This is a genomic window from Diaphorobacter sp. ED-3 (assembly GCF_027625375.1).
GTDB classification, from domain to species: domain Bacteria; phylum Pseudomonadota; class Gammaproteobacteria; order Burkholderiales; family Burkholderiaceae_C; genus Diaphorobacter; species Diaphorobacter nitroreducens.
In genome coordinates this window covers 151474-175998 of sequence record NZ_CP115182.1, presented here as the reverse complement: position 1 = coordinate 175998, position 24525 = coordinate 151474, and the positions used below count along the sequence as shown (strand labels likewise).

The 24525-nt window shown below is 69.5% G+C and carries 21 protein-coding genes and 1 pseudogene; 7 read left to right on the top strand and 15 right to left on the bottom strand.

What is annotated here, in order from left to right:
- Nucleotides 1-5: 5 nt before the first annotated feature.
- The 11 genes from minD to PCQ86_RS00820 all read right to left on the bottom strand — a co-directional run bounded on the left by minD (nt 6) and on the right by PCQ86_RS00820 (nt 10599).
- Complete coding sequence (gene minD, locus PCQ86_RS00870) at nt 6-821, bottom strand: septum site-determining protein MinD (RefSeq protein ID WP_011803536.1); 816 nt, start codon at nt 819-821, stop codon at nt 6-8.
- A gap of 53 nt (nt 822-874) precedes the next feature.
- Nucleotides 875-1642 (bottom strand): septum site-determining protein MinC, encoded by a 768-nt coding sequence (gene minC, locus PCQ86_RS00865; protein WP_270174635.1) that lies wholly within the window; start codon nt 1640-1642, stop codon nt 875-877.
- A 228-nt stretch (nt 1643-1870) separates the two neighbouring features.
- Nucleotides 1871-2494 (bottom strand): CDP-diacylglycerol--serine O-phosphatidyltransferase, encoded by a 624-nt coding sequence (gene pssA, locus PCQ86_RS00860; protein ID WP_011803534.1) that lies wholly within the window; start codon nt 2492-2494, stop codon nt 1871-1873.
- A gap of 57 nt (nt 2495-2551) precedes the next feature.
- Nucleotides 2552-3340: a crotonase/enoyl-CoA hydratase family protein gene (locus PCQ86_RS00855; RefSeq protein ID WP_252101585.1), complete on the bottom strand. Its 789-nt coding sequence runs from the start codon at nt 3338-3340 to the stop codon at nt 2552-2554.
- A gap of 109 nt (nt 3341-3449) precedes the next feature.
- Nucleotides 3450-4481 (bottom strand): acyl-CoA dehydrogenase family protein, encoded by a 1032-nt coding sequence (locus PCQ86_RS00850; RefSeq protein WP_270174634.1) that lies wholly within the window; start codon nt 4479-4481, stop codon nt 3450-3452.
- A gap of 14 nt (nt 4482-4495) precedes the next feature.
- Nucleotides 4496-5653 (bottom strand): acyl-CoA dehydrogenase family protein, encoded by a 1158-nt coding sequence (locus tag PCQ86_RS00845; RefSeq protein WP_270174633.1) that lies wholly within the window; start codon nt 5651-5653, stop codon nt 4496-4498.
- 22 nt (nt 5654-5675) lie between these two features.
- Nucleotides 5676-6644: a Bug family tripartite tricarboxylate transporter substrate binding protein gene (locus PCQ86_RS00840; protein WP_270174632.1), complete on the bottom strand. Its 969-nt coding sequence runs from the start codon at nt 6642-6644 to the stop codon at nt 5676-5678.
- Nucleotides 6645-6711: 67 nt separating this feature from the next.
- A complete protein-coding gene (locus PCQ86_RS00835; protein ID WP_011803529.1) occupies nt 6712-7179 on the bottom strand; it encodes a MaoC family dehydratase in 468 nt (155 codons plus the stop codon).
- The gene (locus PCQ86_RS00830) at nt 7176-8372 is read right to left on the bottom strand and encodes a CaiB/BaiF CoA transferase family protein (protein ID WP_011803528.1); all 1197 of its coding nucleotides are present in this window, start codon (nt 8370-8372) and stop codon (nt 7176-7178) included. Before PCQ86_RS00830 ends, PCQ86_RS00835 begins: the two co-directional genes overlap by 4 nt.
- A complete protein-coding gene (locus PCQ86_RS00825; RefSeq protein WP_270174631.1) occupies nt 8369-9616 on the bottom strand; it encodes a CaiB/BaiF CoA transferase family protein in 1248 nt (415 codons plus the stop codon). Before PCQ86_RS00825 ends, PCQ86_RS00830 begins: the two co-directional genes overlap by 4 nt.
- A complete protein-coding gene (locus tag PCQ86_RS00820) occupies nt 9613-10599 on the bottom strand; it encodes a Bug family tripartite tricarboxylate transporter substrate binding protein (protein ID WP_270174630.1) in 987 nt (328 codons plus the stop codon). Before PCQ86_RS00820 ends, PCQ86_RS00825 begins: the two co-directional genes overlap by 4 nt.
- A gap of 130 nt (nt 10600-10729) precedes the next feature.
- Here PCQ86_RS00820 and PCQ86_RS00815 point away from each other — a divergent pair, with 130 nt between their 5' ends.
- Nucleotides 10730-11659, top strand: coding sequence for a LysR family transcriptional regulator (locus tag PCQ86_RS00815; protein WP_011803525.1), 930 nt, complete (start codon nt 10730-10732; stop codon nt 11657-11659).
- Between the two features lie 33 nt (nt 11660-11692).
- On the opposite strand, the gene PCQ86_RS00810 is transcribed toward PCQ86_RS00815, so the two are convergent.
- Both PCQ86_RS00810 and PCQ86_RS00805 read right to left on the bottom strand, forming a co-directional pair.
- A complete protein-coding gene (locus PCQ86_RS00810; protein WP_270174629.1) occupies nt 11693-13780 on the bottom strand; it encodes an acetoacetate--CoA ligase in 2088 nt (695 codons plus the stop codon).
- Nucleotides 13781-13893: 113 nt separating this feature from the next.
- Nucleotides 13894-14133, bottom strand: coding sequence for a DUF6139 family protein (locus tag PCQ86_RS00805; RefSeq protein WP_012655189.1), 240 nt, complete (start codon nt 14131-14133; stop codon nt 13894-13896).
- Nucleotides 14134-14305: 172 nt separating this feature from the next.
- Between PCQ86_RS00805 and ubiM the strand changes: the two genes are divergently transcribed.
- From ubiM to PCQ86_RS00790, 3 genes are all read left to right on the top strand, one after another.
- On the top strand, nt 14306-15586 hold the full coding sequence (gene ubiM, locus PCQ86_RS00800) for a 5-demethoxyubiquinol-8 5-hydroxylase UbiM (protein ID WP_270174628.1): 1281 nt from the start codon (nt 14306-14308) through the stop codon (nt 15584-15586).
- Between the two features lie 141 nt (nt 15587-15727).
- Complete coding sequence (locus tag PCQ86_RS00795) at nt 15728-16609, top strand: amidohydrolase family protein (RefSeq protein WP_270174627.1); 882 nt, start codon at nt 15728-15730, stop codon at nt 16607-16609.
- Nucleotides 16610-16621: 12 nt separating this feature from the next.
- Entirely contained in the window at nt 16622-17593 is a 972-nt protein-coding gene (locus PCQ86_RS00790) for a tripartite tricarboxylate transporter substrate binding protein (protein WP_270174626.1), read from the top strand.
- Between the two features lie 169 nt (nt 17594-17762).
- Here the strand turns inward: PCQ86_RS00790 and PCQ86_RS00785 are convergent, their stop codons facing one another.
- Nucleotides 17763-18686 carry a LysR family transcriptional regulator gene (locus PCQ86_RS00785; RefSeq protein ID WP_270174625.1) on the bottom strand — a complete coding sequence of 308 codons (924 nt, stop codon included), beginning with the start codon at nt 18684-18686 and terminating at the stop codon, nt 17763-17765.
- A gap of 33 nt (nt 18687-18719) precedes the next feature.
- Between PCQ86_RS00785 and PCQ86_RS00780 the strand changes: the two are divergent.
- From PCQ86_RS00780 to PCQ86_RS00770, 3 genes and pseudogenes are all read left to right on the top strand, one after another.
- Nucleotides 18720-20639, top strand: a pseudogene (locus PCQ86_RS00780) (B12-binding domain-containing radical SAM protein).
- A 96-nt stretch (nt 20640-20735) separates the two neighbouring features.
- On the top strand, nt 20736-22034 hold the full coding sequence (locus tag PCQ86_RS00775) for a methyl-accepting chemotaxis protein (protein ID WP_270174624.1): 1299 nt from the start codon (nt 20736-20738) through the stop codon (nt 22032-22034).
- Nucleotides 22035-22236: 202 nt separating this feature from the next.
- A complete protein-coding gene (locus PCQ86_RS00770; RefSeq protein WP_011803519.1) occupies nt 22237-23523 on the top strand; it encodes a solute carrier family 23 protein in 1287 nt (428 codons plus the stop codon).
- Between the two features lie 133 nt (nt 23524-23656).
- Here PCQ86_RS00770 and PCQ86_RS00765 read toward each other — a convergent pair whose 3' ends face one another.
- Complete coding sequence (locus tag PCQ86_RS00765; RefSeq protein ID WP_012655183.1) at nt 23657-24388, bottom strand: TFIIB-type zinc ribbon-containing protein; 732 nt, start codon at nt 24386-24388, stop codon at nt 23657-23659.
- Nucleotides 24389-24525: the final 137 nt, after the last annotated feature.

Sequence of the window (24525 nt, the reverse complement as noted above, 5' to 3'; positions counted from 1 at the left end):
CTCGCTTACCTCCCGCCGAAGATGCGCTTGAAGAAGCCGGGCTTGGCCGCCTCGATGAAACGCAGGGGCTTGTCCTCGCCCAGGAAGCGCGCAACCACGTCCTTGTAGGCCTCGGACACATCGGTGCCCGACAGGTGGATGGCGGGCAGGCCCTGGTTGGAGGCCTGCAGCACGCTCTCGGACTCGGGGATCACGCCGATGAGCTTGATGCGCAGGATGTCTTGGATGTCCTCCAGGCTCAGCATCTGTCCGTCTTCCACACGATGGGGGTTGTAGCGCGTGATCAGCAGGTGTTCCTTGACGGGCTCGCCGCCTTCGATGGCGCGCTTGGTCTTGCTGCTGAGCATGCCCAGGATGCGGTCGGAGTCGCGCACGCTGGAGACTTCGGGGTTGGTGACCAGCAGCGCCTCGTCGGCGAAGTGCATGGCCATCAGCGCACCGCTTTCGATGCCGGCGGGCGAGTCGCAGACGATGTAGTCAAAGCCCATGTCGGCGAGGTCCTTGAGCACCTTGCCCACGCCGTCCTGCGTGAGCGCATCCTTGTCGCGCGTCTGGCTGGCGGCCAGCACGAACAGGTTCTCGCACTGCTTGTCCTTGATGAGGGCCTGGTTCAGGTTGGCCTCGCCCTGGATCACGTTGATCAGGTCATACACCACGCGGCGCTCGCAGCCCATGATGAGGTCCAGGTTGCGCAGGCCGACGTCAAAATCGATGACGGCGGTCTTGTGGCCGGCGAGCGCCAGGCCCGATGCGAAGGCGGCACTGGTGGTGGTCTTGCCCACGCCCCCCTTGCCGGAGGTCACGACGACGATTTTGGCCATGTTCTGAGAGGTCCTTGCGTTGCGGTCTGTGGAGTAAGAAAGGGTGGGGACAGTCACAGCGGCTCGATGAGCAGCTTCTCACCGTCCAGCCGCACCTGGGCCGGCTTGCCGCGCACGTTGTCGGGCAGCTCGGTCTCGGTGGTGCGGTAGATGCCTGCCACGGAGACCAGTTGCGGCTCCATGCAGGTGCTGAAAATCCGGGCGCTGGTGTCGCCGCGCGCGCCGGCGATGGCGCGCCCGCGCAGCGGTGCGTACACGTGGATGTTGCCGTCGGCGATCACCTCGGCGCCAAAGCTGACCACGGCCATCACCACCAGGTCCGAGCCGCGGGCATACACCTGCTGGCCCGAGCGCAGCGGCTTGTCCACCACCACGGTCCCCGGCGCCGGCGCGGGCACGGGGACCTCGCGCACGACCTCCACCTCGCGGATGACTTCGTGGACCACCTCGCGGGGAGTGTTCTCACGCGGCGCCTGCATGCGGGGGGGCGGCGCGTCGGGGGCGGCAATCAGGCCCGCGTCGTGCGCGTCCTGCCTCTGCGCGCTGCTGCCGCCGCGCACGGCCACGGGCTGCGTGCGGTGGCTGCGCAGCGTCTTGACCAGCGCGGCGAAGTCGATGGGCTGCGGCTCGTCCTGCACGGCCGAGAGGTCGATCAGCACCGGGTCGTTGTCGAAAAATTCGGGGTCGTCGGCCCTGCGGGCGGCCAGCTCGGCGGCGATGCTGGCCACGTTGGTGGTCTTGAGCACCATGGCCACCACGGGCAGCTGGGCACTCTTGAGGTCTAGGTGGGTGCGGGCCTGGCCCGCCGTATCAACGGCCATGAAGCGGTTCGGATGGGAAAAAAGACGCCGCGCACGGGCGCCGCCTCGAAGCCGCAAAGTGTACCTGCGCTGCGCCGCTGCCACCGTATCAGGACGTGCGGCAAACCCGGGCGCACCCCAGGCCTGGCCGCCGCGGATCTGGCTTCACCAGTCCACCGGCTGCGCCCCTTCCCGCCGCGAAGCGCGGCGAGAGAAGGGGAAAGGTGCGCCAGCGCCGCGGGGGGATGCTCAGAACTTCGGAATGCGGATGCGGCTGATCATCAGCGAGCCCGACAGTGCGAACAGCAGCACCAGCGGGTGCAGCGTGAAACCGCCGATCGTCACCGACCCCAGCCACAGCTGGCCGCGCACCGCGCCCACGCTTGCGGCCACGGCCATCAGCCCCACGAGCACGATGGAGGTGGGGATCGGCGTGCCCTCGAAGTACTTGACCTTGCCCGACGGGCCCTCGGCCAGCGTTTCGGCCGTGATGTTGAAGCGCGCCAGGCGCGAGACACCGCAGGCCACGAAAAAGGCCAGCACCACGCGGTCGTACAGCCCCTGCATGCCGCAGGCGTAGGCGATGATGGCGGGCGCCACGCCGAAGGAGATCACGTCGGCCAGCGAATCCAGCTCGCGCCCCATGGCCGAGCTTTTCTGCCGCCAGCGCGCGATGCGCCCGTCCAGCACGTCGAACACCAGAGCCGCCAGCACCAGCGCACAGGCGAAGTACACATGGCGCACGTCCGACGTTTCCAGATAGGTCATCGACGAGAACAGTGCCCCGACGCCGCACACCGCGTTGCCCAGCGTGAACCAGTCCGCGAGGTGGAACTCGCGGATCATCGAAAAGCGTTTGTGGGGAGAAGCCATGGCGGCATTATCGAACGGCCGCCGGGCCTTTCCTTGTCCGCCGATGGCTGATTCGGTCTACTGGAAACGCGGGGCGCGCTTCTCGATGAAGGCGGTGACCGCCTCGCGGTGGTCGGCCGTCTTGTGGGCGATGGCCTGGTAGCCGGCGGAGATCTCCAGCAGCGAGGCCAGCGAGGCGTGCTCGCCCTCGCGCAGCAGCCGCTTGGTCATCCGCATCACGGCACCGGGGTTGGCGGCAATCTTCTCGGCCAGCGCACGCGCGGTGGGCAGCAGCTGGTCGGCCGGCACCACGCGGCTCACCAGGCCGCAGGCCAGGGCCTCCTGGGCGCTGATGGCCTCTCCGGTGAAAGCCATCTCGGACGCCTTGGCCATGCCCACGGCCCGCGGCAGCAGCCAGGCTCCACCGTCACCGGGCACGATGCCCACGCGCACGAAGCTCTCGGCGAAGGTGGCGTTCTCGGCCGCGATGCGGATGTCGCACATGCAGGTCAGGTCCAGCCCCGCGCCGATGGCCGGACCGTTGACGGCGCAGATCACCGGCACGTCGAGCTGGTACAGCGCGTTGGGGATCTGCTGGATGCCCTGGCGGTATTCCTCGCGGATCAGGTCGGGCGTGAGCGCATCGTCGAAGAAGCGCTGCATGTCCTTGACGTTGCCGCCCGAGCTGAAGATGGGGCCTGCGCCGGTGAGGATCAGCACCTTCACGCTGGCGTCCTTGCGCACGGTGTCGCACAGCTGCACGAACTCCTGCACGGCCGTGTTGCCGGTGAGCGCATTGCGCGTCTCGGGCTGGTTCATGGTGGCGGTCAGGATGCCGCCGTCGCGTTCAATGGTCAGGAAGGCCATGGTGTCTCTCCGTAGTCAAAAGTAGGAGCTGCCAGCGCACATCACCGCTTGATTTCAATATGAAAACACATTGAACGCCTTGGTTGGCATGCGCAAACAGCTATGATTTTCAGAGCGTCATTTCCACGTCGGTGATGCGGCGCACGAGGTCCAGCGTCAGCCCGCCGTGCGCCAGCAGCGCCTCGCCGGCCACGCCGTGCCAGTAAGACTCGCTGCCGGCCGTCTGGCGCCAGGCGTGCAGACGGCGGGTGAACAGCTGCAGGTCGTATTCCGCGGTGAAGCCGATGGCGCCGTGGATGGCGTGGGCGAACTCGGCCACGGCCAATGCGGCCTCGCTGCAGCGCGCCTTGGCAGTGGCCACACGCAGCCGGTCGGGCAGCACACCGGCGCCGTTGCAGCCCAGCTGCGCAGCCATGCGCGCGGCGAACACGTGCTCGCTCATCACCGCCAGCTGGTGCTGGATGGCCTGGAACTTGCCGATGGGGCGGCCGAACTGCTGGCGCTCGTTGGCGTACTGCAGGGTGCGCCGGAACACGTCGCCCAACGCGCCGGCCATCTGCGGGGCCACCACGGCGGCCTGCAGGGTGCGTGCGTCTTGCGCGGCATCCACCGGCACCCCGGGCGCGGCCTCCACCTGGGCAGCAGTCCAGGCCAGGGCGGCATCCAGCGCCAGCGCCTGGGGCGCCGCCTGCGCATCGGCCGTGGCCAGCAGGTGCCAGGCGCTGCCAGCCTGCACCAGCACATGATCGGCCACCTGGCCGCCGCGCACCAGGGCGCAGCGCACGCCGTCATCCGGCAGCCGCTCGCCACGCGCCAGCGTGATGCTGCCGGCGGGGCGCGCTACGCCGGCCTGGGCCAGCAGCGCGCGCGCCACCATGGTCTCGCCCAGCGGCAGCGGCAGCGCATGCGCACCGCATTGCTCCAGCACGCCGAACACCTGTGTCAGCCCCAGTCCGGCACCGCCGTCGTCCTCGGGCAGCAGCGCATCGGCCAGCCCCGTGGCCTCCAGCTGCGCCCACAGCTGCTGCGTCGCAGGCGCAGCGCGCCCGCCGGATTCGATGGCGCGCACCACCGGGGGGGTGCACTGGTCGGCCAGCACCTGGCGGGCGGCGTCGGCAAACAGGTCGTTGTCTTGGCTCATGTCGTGGCTCCGTTTCAGCGCAGGCCCAGGCCCCGGGCGATCATCCCGCGCAGAATGTCGCGCGTGCCGCCGCGCAAAGAGAACGAGGGCGAGGCCTCGGTCACGTACTTGAGCGTCATCAGCAGCTCCACAGGCACGTCTTCCGCCTCGCGCGCAAACAGGTCGTCGGCGATGGCGGCGGGAATCATCTGCTCCAGCGTGGTGCCCAGCTCCTTGACCAGGGCGGCCTCCACGACGGGGCTGGCGCCCTGCACCAGCTTTTCCTGCACGGCCACCGACATGGCGCGCAGCGGTGCCAGCTGCGTGAGGACCTTGCCCGCCAGGCGCACCGCCGATTCGCTGCGGCCCTGGGGCGTGCGCACGTAGTCGAGCCACTGGTCGAACAGCACGATGGAGGAGAACAGGCGCTCGGGGCCGCTGCGCTCGAAGGCGAGTTCGGCCGTGACCTGCTCCCAGCCCTGGCCCTCGGCGCCGATGAGCGCATCGGGGCCCAACTGCACGTTGTCGAAGAACACCTCGCAGAAATGGCGGTCGCCCGAGAGGTCTTCGATGGGGCGCACGGTCACGCCGGGCAGCGACAGGTCGACGATCACCTGCGACAGGCCCTTGTGGCGGTCTTCCGCCGTGCCCGAGGTGCGTACCAGCGCGATCATGTACTGGCAGTGATGGGCGTTGGTGGTCCAGATCTTCTGGCCGTTGAGCACAAAGCCCTGGTCGTTGGGCACGGCGCGCGTCTTCACGCTGGCCAGGTCGGAACCGGAATTCGGCTCGCTCATGCCGATGCAGAAGAACGCCTCGCCCTTGCACACGCGCGGAAGGTAAAACTGCTTCTGCGCCTCGGTGCCGTATTTCAGGATCAGCGGCGCGCTCTGGCGGTCGGCGATCCAGTGCGAGCCCACGGGCGCGCCGCAGTTCAGGTATTCCTCGACCAGCACGTAGCGCGCGAACGCGCTGCGCCCGCCGCCGCCGTATTCGCGCGGCAGCGTGATGCCGATCCAACCGCGCTCGCCCAGCCGGCGGCTCAGCTGTGTGCTGTAGCCGCCCCACGAACGTGCCCGCACATGCGCGGGCAGGTCGCGCACCGCCTCTGCGAGGAAGGCGCGCACTTCGGCGCGCAGCGCCTCATCTTCCGGCGGAATGCGCGTGAGCGCGAGTGAACCCAGAACCGACATGGCCTATGCCCTTTTTCCTTGCTTAATCCAGCGATACGCCGGTGCTCTTGACCACTGACGCCCAGCGCGCCAGCTCCTTTTCGATATATGCGCCGTACTCGGCCGGCGTGGATCCCAGCGGCTCGGTGCCCTGGATGCGCAGCTTTTCCAGCACCGTGGGGTTCTTGAGCGCCTGCAGAAAGGCCTGGTTCAAGCGCTCGATGATGGGCGCGGGCGTGCCGGCCGGCACCATCACGCCCTGCCATGCGCCGGCCTCGAAGCCGTTCATGCCGCTTTCGGCCAGCGTGGGCGCTTCAGGGAAGTTGGGCAAGCGCTTGGCCGTGGAGACGGCCAGCAGGCGCAGCTTGCCGTCCTTGATGAAGGGGGCGACGGAGTTGATCGTGTCCGTCATGAAATGGATTTGCCCGGCCACCAGGTCGACGTCGGCCGGAGCGCTGCCCTTGTAGGGCACATGCGTGGCCTCGATGCCGTAGTGCTGCGTGACCTGGAAGGCCGTGAGGTGCGTGACGTTGCCGTTGCCCGCCGAGCCGTACGACAGCTTGCCGGGGTTCTTCTTGGCATAGTCCACGAGCTCGGCCACAGTCTTCACAGGCAGCTGCGGGTTGACCACCAGGCCCAGGGGCACCACTGCGGTGAGCGCGACAGGCGCGAGGTCCTTGCGCAGGTCGTAGCTCATCTTCTTGTAGAGCGCGGGGCTGAGCGCGAGGGACGAGGTGTTGTAGAGCACCGTGTAGCCGTCGGGCGCGGCCTTGGCGACGAAGGCGTTGCCGATGTTGCCATTGGCGCCGGGCTTGTTGTCCACCACAACCGACTGACCGAGCTGCTCGCCCACGGCCTGCGCCAGCACGCGCGCCACCATGTCGGTGGGACCGCCGGGCGGGAACGGCACGACGAGCGTGATGGGCTTGTCCGGCCAGGCTGCATGCGCGGCGCCGGCCAGAAGGGCTGCGCCGGCCAGTACGGCCAGGCGGCGGGTGATGCGAGCAGTCATGGGTGTCTCCTTCTTTGTGGTGAAAATCGGCTCTAACCCTTGCGCAGCAAGCGCAAGCAGCTATGTTTCATGTAGCTTCACGGCCGGCGAGCAGGCGCGTGGCCGTGTACTCCATCACCGGCTCGCCGCGCTGGTTGGTCACCGTGATGAGCGAGGTGACCACGGCGCGGTTGTTCTTGGAGGTGGGGCGGATGTCGGTCACTTCGACCACGGCGCCAATGCTGTCGCCCACGACGACGGGCGCGAGGATCTTCTGGCGCAGCTCCAGCATGGCCAGGCCCGTGCCCTGGATCATGCTTTGCAGGATGAAGCCTTCGATGAAGGTGTAGGTCAGCGCGCCCGGCACCGGGCGGCCCTGGATGGCGCCGCCCTCGTAGCCTTCCTCGATGAAGATGGCCTCCAGCATGCCGGTGGTGCTGATGAAGTTCACCAGGTCGGCCTCGGTGATGGTGCGGCGGAAGGTGCGCCAGCGCAGACCCACCTTGAGGTCTTGCCAGTACAGGCCCTGGCCCATGCGGGGAATGTCTTGGTTCATGCGGTGCTCGGTTCGGAAGGTTGCAGGGCAGCAAGCTGGGCGTCGTCCAGGCCGGCGGCGCGCAGCAGCTCCTCGGTGTGCTGGCCCAGGCGCGGCGGCATGCCGATGGGCACCTGCGCGCCGTCGAAGCGCACGGACGAGCGCGGAAAGCGCACCTCGCCCATGGCCGGGTCGCGCACGGTGGCAAAGAACCCTGTGGCCACCAGGTGCGGGTCCTGCGGCAGCTCGTCCATGCGCGCCACGGGCGCGGCGGGAATCTCCAGCTGCGCGCAGGTGCGCAGCCAGTGCTGCGTGTCGTGCCGGGCCACATGCTCGCTCAGGATCTCCAGCAGCTCGGCGATGTGGCGCGTGCGGCTGGCCTGGTTGGCAAAGCGCGGATCGTCGGCCAGCTGCGGCTGCCCCACGGCGCTGAAAAAGCGGCGCCAGTGCGCGTCGGTGTAAGGCATCATGCAGACATGCCCATCCAGCGTCCTGTAGGGCTTGCGCCAGGGCGCCATCACGCGCGGGTAGCCTGCGCCGCTGAGCTTCGGCGTGAAGTGCATGCCGTAGAAATGCTCGACCAGGTTGAAGCCCACCATGGTCTCGAACATGGGAATTTCCACAAAGCTACCCTGTCCCGTGCGCTCGCGCGCGAACAGCGCCGCCAGGATGGCGTGTGCCGCCACCAGCGCGCAGGTCTTGTCCGCGGCGATGGTGGGCAGGTAGCGCGATTCGCCCGTCTGGCGCTGCATGAGATCGGCCAGGCCGCTCATGCCCTGGATCACGTCGTCGTAGGCCGGCAGGCCGGCGTAGGGGCCGTCCTCGGCAAAGCCGTGCAGCCCGGCGAACACCAGGCGCGGGTAGCGCGCGCGCAGCTGCTCGGGCGCCAGCCCCAGCTTGCCGAGCTTTTGCGGGCGCATGCTGTGCATGAACACGTCGGCCGTGGCCAGCAGCGCGTGCAGGGCCTGCTGCGCGGCAGGCTGCTTCAGGTCCAGCACCACGCTTTTCTTGCTGCGGTTGCAGCCCATGAACACGGCCGCCATGCCGGGCTCCACGGCGGGACCGGTGTGGCGCGTGGAGTCGCCCGCGGGCGGCTCGATCTTGATGACCTCGGCGCCGTAGTCGGCCAGCACCTGGCTCGCCAGCGGGCCGAACACCACGCTGGAGAGGTCGAGCACGCGCACGCCGGCCAGCGGTCCTTGGAAGCCGCTCATGCCACCACCCCCTGCGCGCGCAGCGCATCGATGGCCTCGGGCGCCAGGCCCAAGTGTTCGCGCAGCACGGTGTCGGTGTGCTGGCCGAGCTGCGGCGGGGTGTGGCGATAGGTGACCGGCGTGTCCGACAGGCGCATGGGGCTGGCCACCAGCGGCACGGCGCCGGCGCGCGGATGCTCCATGCGGATCTGCAAGCCACGCGCGCGCACCTGCGGATCTTCGAAGACCTCGCGCACGGTGTTGATGGGCCCGCACGGCACGGCGTGCTGCTCCAGCAGCGCGATCCAGTCGCGCGTCGTGCGCGTCGCCGTCACCTCGCGGATCAGCGGAATCAGCGCATCGCGGTGCGCGATGCGCGCGGCGTTGGTGGCAAAGCGCGAGTCGCTCGCCCACTCGGGGCGCCCGGCCACATGGCAGAAGCGCTCGAACTGGCCGTCGTTGCCCACGGCCAGGATCATGTGGCCGTCCTGCGTGGGGAAGTCCTGGTAGGGCACGGTGTTGGGGTGGGCGTTGCCCATGCGCTGCGGCACCTTGCCGCCGTACAGGTAGTTCATGCCCTGGTTGGCCAGGCACGCCACGCCCACGTCCAGCAGCGCCAGGTCGATGTGCTGGCCGCGGCCGGTGTGCTCGCGCGCCTGCAGCGCGGCCAGGATGGCGGTGCTGGCGTACAGGCCGGTGAGGATGTCGGTGAGCGCCACGCCCACCTTCATCGGGCCGCCGCCGTCCTCGCCGTCGGGGCGGCCGGTGACGCTCATCAGCCCGCCCATGCCCTGGATCAGGAAGTCGTAGCCGGCGCGGTGCGCATACGGCCCGCTCTGCCCGAAGCCGGTGATGGAGCAGTACACCAGGCGCGGGTTGAGCGCGCTCAGCGAGGCATAGTCCAGCCCGTACTGCGCCAGACCGCCTGTCTTGAAGTTCTCCACCAGCACGTCGCACTGCTGCGCCAGGCGCCGCACCAGCTCCTGCCCCTCGGGGCGGATGAAGTCGATGGTCACCGACTGCTTGTTGCGGTTGGTGCACATGTAGTAGGCCGACTCGCCCGTGGGCTGGCCGGCGGGGTCGGTCACGTAGGGCGGGCCCCAGGCGCGCGTGTCGTCGCCGCTGCCGGGGCGCTCCACCTTGATGACCTCGGCGCCCAGGTCACCCAGCGTCTGGGCGGCCCAGGGGCCGGCCAGCACGCGCGACAGGTCCAGCACTTTCACGTGCTGCAGCGCGCCGGGTTGCAGGGCGGCCGGCGAGGTCATTGCAGCGGCACCTTGGCCTGGGTGACGATGCGCTTCCACAGCGCGATCTCGTTCTTCTGGAACTCGTGCATCTGGGCGGGGCCGCCGGTCATGGGCGTGGCGCCCAGGCGCTCGTAAAAGGCGCGGGTCTCATCCATCTTGGAGATGGTGGTGAACAGCTCGGCCAGCTTGGCGGTCTCGGCCGGGGGTGTCTTGCTGCTGACCATCGCGCCCACCCAGGTGTAGGCCTCGAAGCCGGGCAGGCCGGCCTCGCTGGCGGTGGGCACGTCGGGCGAGGTGGCCACGCGCTTGTCCGCCGCCACGGCCAGCACCTTGACGCGCCCGCCCTTGGCCAGCTCCTGCACGGCCGTGACTTCGGCAAAGGCGTAGTCCACGGTGCCCGCGGCGAGGGCGGTCATGGTCTCGCCGGCGCCCTTGAACGGCACATGCACGGTCTGCACGCCGGCGCTGTCGTTGAGCAGCTCGCCCATGAGCTGGTAGCCGGCCGAGCCGGCGCCGAAGTTCACCTTGCCCGGGTGGGCCTTGGCATAGCTGACCAGCCCCTTGAGGTCGGCAAACGGCGCCTGCGGGGCCGTGGCCAGCATGGCGGGCGAACGCATCATCATGGTCAGCGGCGCAAAGTCCTTCACCGGGTCGTAGGGCAGCTCCTTGAACAGCGCCGCGTTCACCGCCAGGGTGGAGTTGCTGCCGATGAAGACGGTGTAGCCGTCGGCCGGGGCCGAGAGCACCTGCTTGACCGCGATAAAGCCGTTGGCGCCGGGCTTGTTCTCCACCACCACGGACTGGCCCGTGAGGTCCTGCAGCTTGCGCGCAAAGTAGCGCGCCGAGGTGTCGGTGCCGCTGCCGGGCCCGAAGGGCACGACGAACTTGAGGGTCTTGGACGGGAAGGCCTGCGCCTGCACGGCGGGCGCAAGGGCAGCGCCCAGGGCCACGAGGCTGGCGCCCGCCAGGACGCGCAGGGTGGTTCTGCCGTGGAATGCCATGTGCAATGTCTCCTTGGAGTCTCTGCTCCGCTACGGTGCCCCGCAAAGGGGTCGGAGTTGGCACTCTAGGCAGCACCTTGCATGCTGTCTAATATTAAAAGTTTAGATTTCAATACTTTTTTCATATCGCATGAACCTCCGGCAACTCAGCCAGTTCGTCGCATTGGCGGAAACCGGCAACTTCCACCGCGCGGCCGAGCGCCTGCACATGGCGCAACCGCCCCTGTCGGTGTCCATCCGCAAGCTGGAGGAAGAACTCGGCAGCCCCCTGTTCGAGCGCACCACCACGGGCGTGGTGCTCACCCCGGCCGGCGAAGCCATGCTGGGCGACGCCCGCCGCGCGCTGTTCCACGCCCAGCAGTGCCGCCAGGCGGTGCAGGACGCGCGCGAGGGCGAAGGCGGGCTGCTGCGCCTGGGCATCATCGGCTCGGCCACCTATGCGCTGCTGCCGCAACTCATCCCCTCGCTGCGCCAGCGCTATCCGCAGATCGAGTTGGAGCTGAGCGAAGCCACGTCGTCCGAGATCCTGGAGGGGCTGGTGTCGCGGCGCTTCGATGCCGGCCTGCTGCGCTACCCGGTGCTGGACCCGAGCGGCTTCGAGCTGCTGCCGCTGGACCGCGACGACTTCGTGCTGGCCGTGGCCGAGAGCAGCCCGCTGGCGCAGCGCGACGCCATCGCGCTGGCCGAGGCCGCGCACGAGCCCTTCATCATGTACCCGCAGCACAAGGTGCCCAGCCTCTCGGCCCTGGCCATGATGCGCTGCCAGTTCTCTGGCTTTTCGCCGCGCGTGGCGCAGGAGGCGATGCAGGTGCAGACCATCATGAGCCTGGTGGCTTCGGGCCTGGGCGTGGGCCTGGTGGCCAGCGTGGCGCGGCAGGTGGTGCCGCGCGGCGTGAAATGCCTGGCGCTCACCGACAACCCGCCGGGCTTTCACGTGGGCATTGCGCTGGCGCGCCTGGCCAGCGGCACCAGCCGCGTGGTGGAGCGCTTCACCGAGCACGCGCTGCGCTTTGCCAGCGTGCCGCGCGTGGAAGGCGAGAACTGGGACAAACCGGGTTGAACCGCCCGTCCATCAAGCGCGAGCAGCTATCTTTTAAGCAACCGCCGTCGCACGGTGCCGCGCAAAGTCCACGTACCACGCCAGGCAGCCGGGGTTGGCCATGGCGTCCGGGTTGACCACCTTGTCCATCGGCTGGCCCAGCAGCAGCTTCTTGACGGGCAGCTCCTGCTTCTTGCCGCTCAGCGTGCGCGGCACCTCGGCCACCTGCACGATTTCGTCGGGCAGGAAGCGCGGGCTCAGGCTGGCGCGGATGGCGTCGTTGATCCGCGCGCGCAGGCCGTCGTCCAGCACCAGGCCGCTGCGCAGCACCACGAACAGCGGCATGTAGCTGGCGCGGCCCAGGTATTCCAGGTCCACGACCAGGCTGTCGAGCACCTCGGGCAGGGCCTCGACGGCGCTGTAGATCTCGCTCGTGCCCATGCGCAACCCGTGGCGATTGATGGTGGCGTCGCTGCGGCCGTAGATCACGCAGCCGGGGTGGGCGCTGGAGCCGATCTCGATCCAGTCGCCGTGGCGCCAGACGGCCCCGGCCTCGGGCCCCAGATCCCCGCCGCCGGGCCTGCGGCCATGCCCGGGCGGGTACATCTCGAAGTAGCTGGCGCGGTAGCGCGCGCCATCGGCGTCGCCCCACAGGAACAAGGGCATGGACGGGATGGGCTGGGTGCACACCAGTTCGCCCACGGCGTCCAGCACCGGGCGGCCCTGCTCGTCCCAGGCCTCGACGGCTGCGCCCAGCATGCGGCACTGCATGCGCCCGGGCGTTTGCGGCAGCTCGCGATTGCCGCCGATGAAGGCGCCCGCGAAGTCGGTGCCGCCGGAGATGTTGCACCACCAGACCTGAGGCACGCCCGCGCTGGCCAGGAGTTGCGATCCCCACCGCTGCACTTCGGCAGGCAGCGGCGACCCCGTGGAGCCCAGCACGCGGATCGCCGACAGATCGCCGCAGGCCGCAGGTGTGATCCCGGCCTTCATGCAGTGGCCGTAGAACGCGGCGCCAGCGCCGAAGAAGGTCACGCGCTCCTCGGCCGCCATGCGCCACAGCACTGTCCAGTCGGGCCGCTCCTTGCTGCCGCCGGGGTTGCCGTCGTACAGCACGCAGGTGGTGCCGCCCAGCAGGCCGCCGACCTGGGCGTTCCACATGATCCAGCCGGTGGAGCTGTACCAGTGGTAGCGCTCGCCCAGGGAGTTGGGCGCGTAGCTGCAGCCGATGTCGTTGTGCAGCACCGCCAGCTGCAGCATCACCAGCATCATGCCGCCATGGCCGTGCACGATGGGCTTGGGCAGGCCGGTGGTGCCGCTGGAATAGACGATCCACAGCGGGTGGTCGAACGGCAGCCACGCCGGTTCAAAGGCCGCAGTCTCTGCATCATTTCGGGCGATGACGCTTGCGTAGCAAGCGGTATCAGCTACTGTTTTTGAAGCATCCAGGTTGTTCACCAGCACCACGTGGCGCAGCGTGGGCAGTTGCGCGCGCAGTTCCGCCAGCACGTCGCAACGGTCATGGTCGCGCCCCCCATAGGTGACGCCGTCCACGGCCAACAGCACCGTCGGTGCGATCTGGCGGAAGCGGTCCAGCACCGCGTGCGTGCCCATGTCGGGCGCGCACAGGCTCCACACCGCGCCGATGCTGGCGCAGGCCAGGAAGGCGACGATGGTCTCGGGGATGTTGGGCAGGTAGGCTGCCACGCGATCGCCGGGCTGTACGCCTTGGGCCCTCATGTGCAGCGCCAGCGCCGCCACCTGCCGGCGCAGCGCGGGCCAGGACAGCTCGCGGCGCTCGCCGCGTTCGTTGCGGCCGATGAGGGCCGGCTGGCCCGCGGCCTGTGCGGCGCCCACATGGCGCAGCACCTGGCGCGCGTAGTTCACCTGCGCGCCGGGGAACCACTGCGCGCCGGGCATCACGTTCTTTGCGAGTACCGCGCGGTGCGGCGTGGGTGACTGCAGGTCGAAATAGTCCCAGACGCTCTGCCAGAAGGCGTCCAGATCGGTGGTGGACCAGCGCCAGAGCGCGTCGTAATCGTCAAAGCGCAGGCCGTGCTGCGCCTGCAGCCAATCCTGGTAGCGGCGTATCTGGGGCGCGTAAGGCGGGTGTGTTGGGGGGATGTTGTGGTGTGTCTCCATGCGCACAGCCTAGCGCGGTCGCTGCCTCCGTGCGCGCCACGCACGTGACAACTTGCCGGCCGCACCTTGCCGGCCGCACCTCGCCGGCGGCACCTGGCCGGCCGCACCTGGCCTCAGCGCCGCGGCTGCTCCGTCACGCTGGTGATGGCATAGCCCTTGTCGCGCAGCTGCCGTCCGGGCTCGGGAATACCAAGGTCGTTCCAGTGCGCCTGGGTTTCGTCCCGTTCCACGGCGCGGTGCTCGCAGTTCCAATCGGTATTGATGGCCTCCTGCGGTATGGGCTTGCCCTCGGGCACGGCCAGATGGGAATAACGCCCCTCGGCTTCGGATCGGCGGTAGATGTCCACGCGCATGTCGGGTCCTTTGCTTGCTGGTTGCAGGGTTCTCCACTGTAGTAAGACCATCGCCCGCCCGGCGTAGGAGGCGGCCGCATGGCCGCCGTGCTTGACGCAAGGCAAGATCGCCGCTTTCCGCCCTGCCGACAATTGCCCGCTGTTGCCACTGCCGGCGGCCTGTTTCTGAATCATGACAACACAAGACGTTTCCTCTCAGCGCAGCGACGTGCTCATCGTGGGTGCGGGGCCTGCCGGGCTGTCGCTGGCGGCCTCGCTGGCCCAGGCCGGCATGCAGGTGACGGTGCTGGAGCAGCAACCCGCTTCCACGCTGGCCGCGCCCCCGGCCGACGGGCGCGAGATCGCACTCACCCACCCCAGCGTGGCGACGCTGCAGCGCATCGGCAGCTGGCAGCGCCTGGCCGCGCACGAGATCGGCCTGCTGCGCGAGGCCCAGGTGCACGACGGCCCCGTGGGCCAGCGCGGGGCCATGCAGCTGCACGCAGGCGGCAGCGGCGTCCAGCATCTGGGCTGGATCGTGCCCAACCACGCGCTGCGCCGCACGGCCTACGAGGTAGCCGCGCACACGCCCGGCGTACGACTGGTCACCGAGGCGCGCGTCACGCGCGTGGCCGTCACGCCCGCACATGCCGAGCTGGAATACACCGCCACCCGCAACCTCGACGCAGCGCCCCAGCGTCTGCAGGCCCCGCTGCTGGTGGCGGCCGACAGCCGCTTTTCCGCCACACGGCGCCAGTTGGGCATTGGCGCAGCCATGCACGACTTCGGCCGCACGGTCATCGTCTGCCGCCTGCGCCACGAACTGCCGCACCACGAGGTCGCGCACGAGTGCTTCGGCTACGAGCAGACGCTGGCGATCCTGCCGCTGCCGGGCGACCTGGTCGATGGCGCGCCGATGTGCTCGGCCGTGGTCACCACCGGCGCGGCGCATGCGCAGGAGCTGCTGGCACTGCCCCCTGAGGCATTCGCCGCACGCGTACAAGCCCAGTTCAAGGACCGCCTGGGCGCCATGCGGCTGGTGGGCGAGCGCCACGCCTACCCGCTGGTCGCCGTGTATGCGCACCGCTTCGCCGCCGCGCGCTGCGCGCTGCTGGGTGACGCGGCCGTCGGCATGCACCCGGTGACGGCGCACGGGTTCAACCTGGGGCTGGCGGGTGTGGACAGCCTCACGCGCACTCTCACCCAGGCACGCGAGCGCGGCGCGGACATCGGCGCCGCCAGCGTGCTGGAGGGTTACGCGCGCGGCCATCACCGCCACGCCTGGCCGCTGTACCAGGGCACGAATGCCATCGTGCGCCTGTACACCGACGACCGGCCGCTGCCCCGCCTGCTGCGCCAGGCCGTACTGGCGGGCGCCAGCCGGCTGCCGCCGCTGAAGGCGGCCATCGTCAGCCAGCTCACGGGGCGGCGCCCGGCCTGGCCTACGGCGGCAGGCCACGCACAGCGGCCCTGATTCCCCTCCGGGGAGGGGCTGCGGCGCCGCCAGCGCGGCAGCCATAACGGCAGCTTATGGATGGGCACCCGCGCGCCACTCACGCGCGCGCACCCGGCTGCCTACAGTCGCGCCAACCCTTCCGCACAGGCGCCCATCCCCATGTCCGCTCACCCAGGCACACCGCCGCATCCGCACCCGCTTACGGCCCGCGCCGCCGCGCCCGTGGCGGTGGACAGCCATGCGCATGTCTTCCTCCAGCGCCTGCCGCTGGCCTCGGCGCGCCGCTATGCGCCGGCATTCGACGCCACGCCCGCCCAATACCTGGGCCTGCTGGACGCCCACGGCATCACGCACGGCGTGCTGGTGCAGCCGAGCTTCCTGGGCAACGACAACCGCTTCCTGCTGGACACGCTGCGCGCCCATCCCGGGCGCCTGCGCGGCGTGGTGATGACGGCCCCCGCGGCGGATGAGAAAGAACTCGCCAGCCTCGACGCCGCAGGCGTGGTCGGCGTGCGGCTGAACCTCATGGGCCAGCCGCTGCCGGACCTCGGCACGCCCGGCTGGCAGACCTTCCTGGCCCGCCTGAAGGCACTGGACTGGCACCTGGAGCTGCACCGCGAGGCGGCAGACCTGCCCGCGCTGCTGGACGCCGCACTGCCCGCCGGCTGCCGCATCGTGGTGGACCACTTCGGCCGGCCCCATGCCGCGCAGGCGGATGGCGACCCCGGCTTCGCCGCGCTGCTGCGCCGCGCCGCGTCGGGCCGCGTCTGGGTCAAGCTCTCCGCCGCCTACCGCAACGCACGCGGCGTGCCGCAGGCCGATGCCGAGGGCGCGCGCGCCTGCGCCCGCGCCTTGCTGGACGCCTTCGGGCCCGAGCGCCTCGTGTGGGGCAGCGACTGGCCCCACACGCAGCACCAGGACCAGGCCGACTACGCGCGCAGCCTGGGCGCGCTCGCCGACTGGGTGCCCGACGCCGCGCAGCGCCGCCGCATCCTCGGCGCAACGGCCGCCGAGCTGTTCCGCATTCCCCCCGCCATCTGACAAGGAGACACCATGCAACGACGTTCCATCGCCCTCGCCGCTCTGGCACTGACCCTCGCGCCGGCCGTGCACGCCCAGGCCCCGGCCGGCTTTCCCAACAAGCCCGTGAAGCTGGTGGTGACCTACCCGCCAGGCGGCACAGTGGATGCCGTGGCCCGCATCCTGGGCCCCAAGCTCTCGCAGATCTGGGGCCAGCCCGTGGTGATCGACAACCGCGCGGGCGGCGGCGGCATCATCGGAGCGCAGGCCGTGATGGCCGCGCCCGCGGACGGCTACACGCTGATGGTGGACGCCTCCAACCACGCGCAGAACCCCGCGCTCAAGAAGCGCATGCCGTTCGACACGCTCCAGGCGTTCGCGCCGGTATCGCTGATGCTCAAGGTGCCCAACGTGCTGGTGGTGAACCCGGGCTTTCCCGGGCGCACGGCCAAGGACCTGGTCGCCCACGTGAAAGCCAACCCCGGCAAGGTGGACTACGCCTCGTCGGGCAACGGCTCCGCGCAACACCTGGCGGCCGAGCTGTTCGCCATGAAGACCGGCGCCCGGATGACCCACGTGGCCTACCGCGGCGGCGGCCCGGCCATGGTGGACGTGATGGCCGGCACCGTGCCCGTGTTCTTCGCCAGCCTGGCCTCGTCTCTGCCCTACATCCAGGGCGGCAAGCTGGTTCCCGTGGCCGTGGCGGGCCAGCGGCGCTCGCCCGTGCTGCCCGACACGCCCACGTTCACCGAGGCCGGCGTGCCGGGCGTCGACGTGTACGAGTGGAACGCCCTGTTCGCCCCTGCGGGCACGTCCGCGGCGCTGGTGGACAAGATCAGTAAGGACGTGGCCGCCGCCCTGTCGGACCGCGAGATCAAGGCCCGGCTGATGTCGATCGGCGCCGAGGTGATCGGCTCCACGCCCAAGGAGCTGGACCAGTTCCGCCGCGCCGAGATCGCTCAGTGGACGGCGCTCGGCAAGCAGGCCGGCATCTCGCTGGATTGAGAACAACCCCCTGAGCGGCTGTGCCGCTTCCCCCTTCTCTCTACGCGCTTCGCGCTATGGGAAGGGGGACGACGCCGGCGCGGCGGGGCGGCCCTTGCGCGGCGTCCGCTGGCATGGCGCATGCGGGTTTTATGGGCCGTGGGCTCCGCGCGGCTCCCTGAAAAACCGTCTACAGGCGATCGGCCAGCTGACTGGCGATCGTCGGCCGGCCCGACGCCTGCCACAGCACGCTGAGCTCGAAATGCGGCAGCCGCTCGCCGTCGCGCAGCGGCGCGAACCGCACGCCCCGGTGGCGCAGCACCGTGGCCGACTGCGGCAGCAGCGACGCACCGATGCCCGCGGCCACGCACGAGAGCACGGTGAGCGAGCGGTTGGCCTCCTGCACCACGCGCATCTCCAGCCCCGCGCGCGAAAAGGCCTGCGCGATGCCCGCGCGCAGTGCGGGCAGCTGCGCCTGCGGGAACCACACCAGCCCCAGCCGTGCCACATCGGCCAGCGCGGCGCGGCCGTCGGCATCGGCCGGGCAATCCGCCGGCAGCACGGCCACCAGCGGGTCGCGGCGCACCAGCTTCTGCCGCACGCGCCCCTGCAGGTCCACGGGCGTGTGCAGCATCGCCAGGTCGATGCGCCCTTCGCCCAGCGCCTCCAGCAGGTCGGCATTGCTCATCTCCGAGAGCACCACCTGCGTGCCCGCGAACTCGGAGTGCAGCAGCCGCAGCGCGGCAGGCAGCGCCTCGTACACCGCATGCGTGACGAAGCCGATGTGCAGCCGCCCCGTCTTGCCGCCAGCGATGGCACGCGCCCGCTGCTCGGCGGACTGCGCCAGCGCCAGGCTGGCGCGCACGTCGTCGATCACGGCCCGCCCCGCGCCGGTGAGCACCGCCCCGCGCCGCGAGCGCTCGAACAGGCGCACGCCCAGGTCGGCCTCCAGCCGCCGCAGCGCCTGGCTCAGCGCAGGCTGCGCCACTCCCAGGTGCTCGGCCGCAGCCGTCATGCTGCCCCAGTCCGCCACCGCGAGCAGGTAGCGCATGGTGCGCGTGTCGAACGGCTCGCCGGGCGGGCGCTGCGGGGGATGGGACACGGAAGAAGGCATGGTGGGCAAGGGTAAACCGATAATCGGCGCCCCATGCCTTCCACACCTGCGCGCGTGCTCTCCGTCATCCCGCCGATGACGCAGCTCAACACGCCCTACCCCTCCACCGCCTACCTCACGGGCTTCCTGCGCTCGCGCGGCGTGGCCGCCTTCCAGGAAGACCTGGCGATCGCGCTGGTGCTGCGGCTGCTCTCGCGCGACGGTCTGGCGCAGGTCGCCGAAAGGGCGCGGGCCCTGCCCGCAAACGCGCAGAGCCCGGCGGTGCAGTTCTTTCTTGCACAGCAGGAGCGGTACCTGGCCACCGTCGGCCCAGCCATGGCCTTTTTGCAGGGGCGCGACAGCACCCTCGCGCACCGCATCGTGGGCCGCCACTACCTGCCGGAGGGGCCGCGCTTCGCGGCGCTGGACGTGTACGAGGACGACGGCAGCGGCGACCCGCTGGGCTGGGCCTTCGGCGCCCTGGGCCTGACCGACAAGGCCAAGCATCTGGCCACGCTGTACCTCAACGACCTGGCGGACGTGCTGCAGGGCGCCGTGGACACGCGTTTCGAGTTTGTGCGATACGCCGAACAGCTCGCCGGCAGCCAGCCCACGTTCGACCCGCTGGCCGACCCGCTGGCCGACGCGCTGGCGTAGGCGCCGACCCTCGTGGACGAGGTGCTGCAGCAGCTCACCCATGAGGCCGTCGCGCGCCACCAGCCCGGCGTGGTGCTGCTCTCGGTGCCCTTCCCGGGCTCGGTGTACGGCGCGTTTCGCATTGCCCAGGCCCTCAAGGCACAGCACCCGCACATCGTCACCGTGCTGGGCGGCGGCTTCGTCAACACCGAGCTGCGCGAGCTGACCGACCCACGGGTGTTCGATTTCTTCGACTACGTGACGCTGGACGCCGGCGAGCGCCCGCTGCTCGCGCTGCTGGAGCACCTGCAAGGCCAGCGCGGGCGCCAGCGGCTGGTGCGCACCTTTGTGCGCAATGACGATGGTGCCGTGCAGTACATCCACCTGGCGGAGCCCGACGTCGCCTTTGCCGAGATCGGCACGCCCACCTGGGACGGCCTGCCGCTTCAGCGCTATCTGTCGCTGCTGGACATGCTCAACCCCATGCACCGGCTGTGGAGCGACGGACGCTGGAACAAGCTCACCGTGGCGCACGGCTGCTACTGGAAGAAGTGCAGCTTCTGCGACGTGAATCTGGACTACATCGGCCGCTACGAGGGCGCCAGCGCCCAGGTGCTGGCCGACCGCATCGCGGCCATCGTGGCCGAGACCGGGCAGACGGGCTTTCACTTCGTCGATGAAGCCGCGCCACCCAAGGCCCTCAAGGCGCTCGCGCAGGAGCTGATCGCACGCGGCACCGGCATCTCCTGGTGGGGCAACGTGCGCTTTGAAAAGACCTTCACGCCCGAGCTGGCCGAGCTGCTGGCCGACGCGGGCTGCATCGCCATCTCGGGCGGGCTGGAGGTCGCCTCCGATCGGCTGCTGGGCCTGATGAAGAAGGGTGTCAGCGTGGACCAGGTGGCGCGCGTGACCCGCGCATTCAGCGACGCCGGCATCCTGGTGCATGCCTACCTGATGTACGGCTTTCCCACGCAGACCGTGCAGGACACGGTGGATGCGCTGGAGTACGTGCGCCAGCTGTTCGAGAACGGCTGCATCCAGAGCGGCTTCTTCCACCGCTTTGCCTGCACCGTGCATTCGCCCGTGGGGCAGAGCCCCGAGGAATACGGCGTGACCCTGGCCCCGCTGCCGCCGGGCGGTTTTGCCAAGAACGATGTGGCGTTCATCGACCCCACGGGCGTGGACCACGACGCGCTGGGCGCCGGGCTGAAAAAGGCCACCTACAACTACATGCACGGCATCGGGCTGGAGCAGGACGTGCGCATGTGGTTCCCCTTCCACGTGCCCAAGACCACGGTGCGGCCAGGCCGCATCGCGCGCGCCCTGGCGGCGCGATAGCTATTGTTTTAATAGCCTCTCGCGCTTTCCCCGCAAAGCGTTGCGCTCACCGCGCGTACACTACATGCCCGGTATTTCTGAGCAACGAGGTGTCCTATGTGGTGGCAGCAGCAACGTTTTTCGGCACAAGGGCGCTGGCAGGCCATTGCAGAGCAGACGGCCGTGGTCGAAGTGGATGTCCAAGGCGCGGTGCGCGAAGTGAACGCGCGGTTTTGTGACCTGCTGGGCTACCAGCGTGCCGAATTGATCGGCCTGCCCCAAACGATTTTCTATCCGCCGGAATACGTTGCCAGCCCTGCCTTTCAGGCCAATTGGCGGCGCCTGTGCGGCGGCGAATTCGTGCAAGGCACGGCGCAGCGCCGCTGCAAAAACGGCACCGTGGTCTGGGTGCAGGGCATGTTCTACCCCGTGCGCGATGCCCGCGGCCGGGTGGAGCGCATCGTGGGGCTGGTTTACGACGTGACCGCCACGCAGGAGCAGACGCAGCGCGCCCATGCCATCCTGGAGGCCATCGAACGCTCCATGGCAGTGATCGAATTCGACCTGCAAGGCCATGTGCTGCGCGCCAACGACCACTTTCTGCACACCATGGGCTACACCCGCCAGAACCTGGTGGGCCAGCACCACCGCATCTTGTGCCCGCCCGCATTCGCGCAAAGCAGCGACTACCCACGCTTTTGGGACGATTTGCGCGCGGGCGTGTATTCCAAGGGCAAGATCGAGCGCGTCGATGCGCGGGGGCGCACGGTGTGGCTGGAGGCGACGTACAACCCGGTGCTCGACCCTGACGGCGTGGTGAGCCACATCGTCAAGTTCGCCACCGACATCACCGCGCGTGTGCAGCAGGCGCAGGCGCGCGAGCAGGGCGTGAACACGGCGTTTGCCGTGGCGCAGGAGACGCAGCAGCTCTCCGAAGAAGGCACGCAAACCATCGTCGACGCCACGGCGCGCATCCAGTCGATCGCCCAGCTGTTCGAGGACACCGCGGCCCGCGTGCACGAACTCGGGCGCAAGACCGAGAGCATCGCCGCCAGCGTGCAGGGCATACGCCGCGTGGCCGACCAGACCAACCTGCTGGCCCTCAACGCGGCGGTGGAGGCCGCGCGCGCCGGCGTGGCCGGGCGCGGCTTTGCCGTGGTGGCCGAAGAGGTGCGCAAGCTCGCCGGCGACAGCCGCACCGCCACCAACGACATCCACCAGACCATCCAGGCCGTGCTGCAGGAGATGCGGGCGATGATCGACCACATCCAGGGCGGCGTGGCGGCGGTGGAGCAGGGTGCCCAGCTGTCACGCCAGGCGCGCGACGCCATCGAGCGCATCCGCGAGGACGCACACAAGGTGGTTGACGTGGTGCAGGAGCTGCACGCGCTCGAGACCGGCAAGCCGGGGCGCTGAGGGCCTGGCAAACCTGGGCCCCGTGACGGCAGAAAACGGCCCCGCCACGCTCGGCAGGCCGGCGGCGATGGGCCCGTCTGGCACCCCTGGGTGATAGCGCACTCCGGCACACTCCTGATTTGATAGCTGTTTGCGCTTGCCACACAAGCGCCAGAGGCCCATCTAACCTCTAAAATCAGCGCTTTCACACAAGGAGAGCCCCATGGCCCTTTTGCAATGGAATGAGCGCCCGGCGCAGGTGCTGCAGGGTGGCGGCGTGATCGGACCGGATGAGCGGCTGCCCTGGGCGCAGACCGGGCTGATGGGCATCCAGCACGTCATCGCCATGTTCGGCGCCACGGTGCTGGCGCCCATCCTGATGGGGTTCGACCCCAACGTGGCGGTGCTGATGAGCGGCATCGGCACGCTGATCTTCTTCCTCATCACCGGTGGTAAGGTCCCGAGCTACCTGGGCTCGTCGTTCGCCTTCATCGGCGTGGTGATCGCGGCCACGGCCTATGCAGGCAAGGGCCCCAACGCCAACATCGGCGTGGCGCTGGGCGGCATCATCGCCTGCGGCCTGGTGTACACGCTGGTGGGCGTAGTGGTGCACCTGGTGGGCACGGGCTGGATCGAGCGCTTCATGCCCCCGGTGGTCACCGGCGCGGTGGTGGCCGTGATCGGGCTGAACCTGGCCGGCATCCCCATCAAGAACATGGCGGCCAACAACTTCGAGGCCTGGATGCAGGCCCTGACCTTCGTGTGCGTGGCGCTGGTGGCGGTATTCACCAGCGGCATGCTGCAGCGCCTGCTGATCCTGGTGGGACTGATCATCGCCAGCCTGCTGTACGCGCTGCTGACCAACGGCATGGGCCTGGGCAAGCCGATCGACGTATCGGGCATCGCCAACGCCGCCTGGTTTGGCCTGCCGCAGTTCCACGCGCCCGTGTTCAGCGCGCCCGCCATGCTGCTGATCGTGCCGGTGGTCATCATCCTGGTGGCCGAGAACCTGGGCCACATCAAGGCCGTGACGGCCATGACCGGCAAGAACCTGGACCAGTACATGGGCCGCGCCTTCATCGGCGACGGCGTGGCGACGATGGTGAGCGGCGCGGTCGGCGGCACGGGCGTGACGACGTACGCCGAGAACATCGGCGTGATGGCCGCCACGCGCATCTACTCCACGGCGGTGTTCCTGGTCGCGGCGCTGCTGGCGGTGCTGCTGGGCTTCTCGCCCAAGTTCGGCGCGCTGATCCAGGCGATCCCGCTGCCGGTCATGGGCGGCGTGTCCATCGTGGTGTTCGGCCTGATTGCGATTGCCGGCGCCAAGATCTGGGTGGACAACCGGGTGGACTTCTCGCAGAACAAGAACCTCATCGTGGCGGCAATCACGCTGATCCTGGGCACCGGCGAATTCACGCTGAAGTTCGGCGACTTCGCGCTGGGCGGCATCGGCACCGCGACCTTCGGCGCCATCGTGCTGTACGCGGCCCTGAACCGCGGCAAGTAAGGCTGGGCGGGAGCGCCCAGGCGCTCCCGTATCCATAGCTGCTGGCGCTTATCCTGAAACGATTCAAGGCACTTTCCGCCTTGATAATCAATCATGACAAGCGCCAGCAGCTCTTTTTTTAGCAGCAAACCGATCAACGCCGCAGCAGTGACCACACCATCTCGATGCCTGCGGTGAGCAGGTCGAACTCGTCGCTGCGCGTGCCCTCCAGCCGTTCGCGCTGGCGCGCACGCTCCTCCCGCGCGCGGTTGCGCTCCAGCGCCACCAGCGCGTCGGCCAGGGCGTCGGGCGAGGCGGCGTCCGCCGGCGCGGTCTGGCGGGCGGCGCTGCCGTGGCGCGCCAGGGCCTTGTCCACCGCCTGCGGGTCCAGCAGCGACAGGGCCGAGCGGCAGTAGGGGCAGGCGTGGTCGTGGCGGATGTCCACCGTGCCGCCGCAGCTTGTGCAGTTGATGGTGCCCACACGCTCGGCCAGCGCCTCGATCTCCATCGTGGACAGGTGCCGCACGAAGCCCTTCTCGACCATGAACGAACCAAAGGTCGAAAAGCGCCCGTGGCGCGCCGCGCAGCGGTAGGTGACGTAGCGCCCGCCCTGCGCCACGTCGTAGCCCTTGGCCAGCGCCTGGCTGCAGCGCGGGCAGCGCAGCCGGTCGGCCAGCGGGTGGTGCGCGTCGCCTCGGTGCTGGTGCAGCAGCTCGAACAGCTCCAGCACGGCCGCCGGCGCCAGGCGCGTGTTCTCCTGCGGGTCGAACCACATGCCCTGGCAGGCAAAGCACAGGTCCAGCTCCAACGTGCCTCCGGTGCTGGCGGCAAAGCGCCGGATCTCGGTGGGCTGGCGGCACGAGGGGCAAAGCGGCGTGAACGGCATGGTGGACGCGATCGTACTGCCTGCCCGGCCGGTGCCGCGACGCGGCCGCGCCTGCGCGGGCGGCCTGCGTCAGCGCGGTGTAAGGCCAGGGTTATCCCTAGCCGCGCAAGGAGCCGCTGCTAAGATTTACGCTCTTT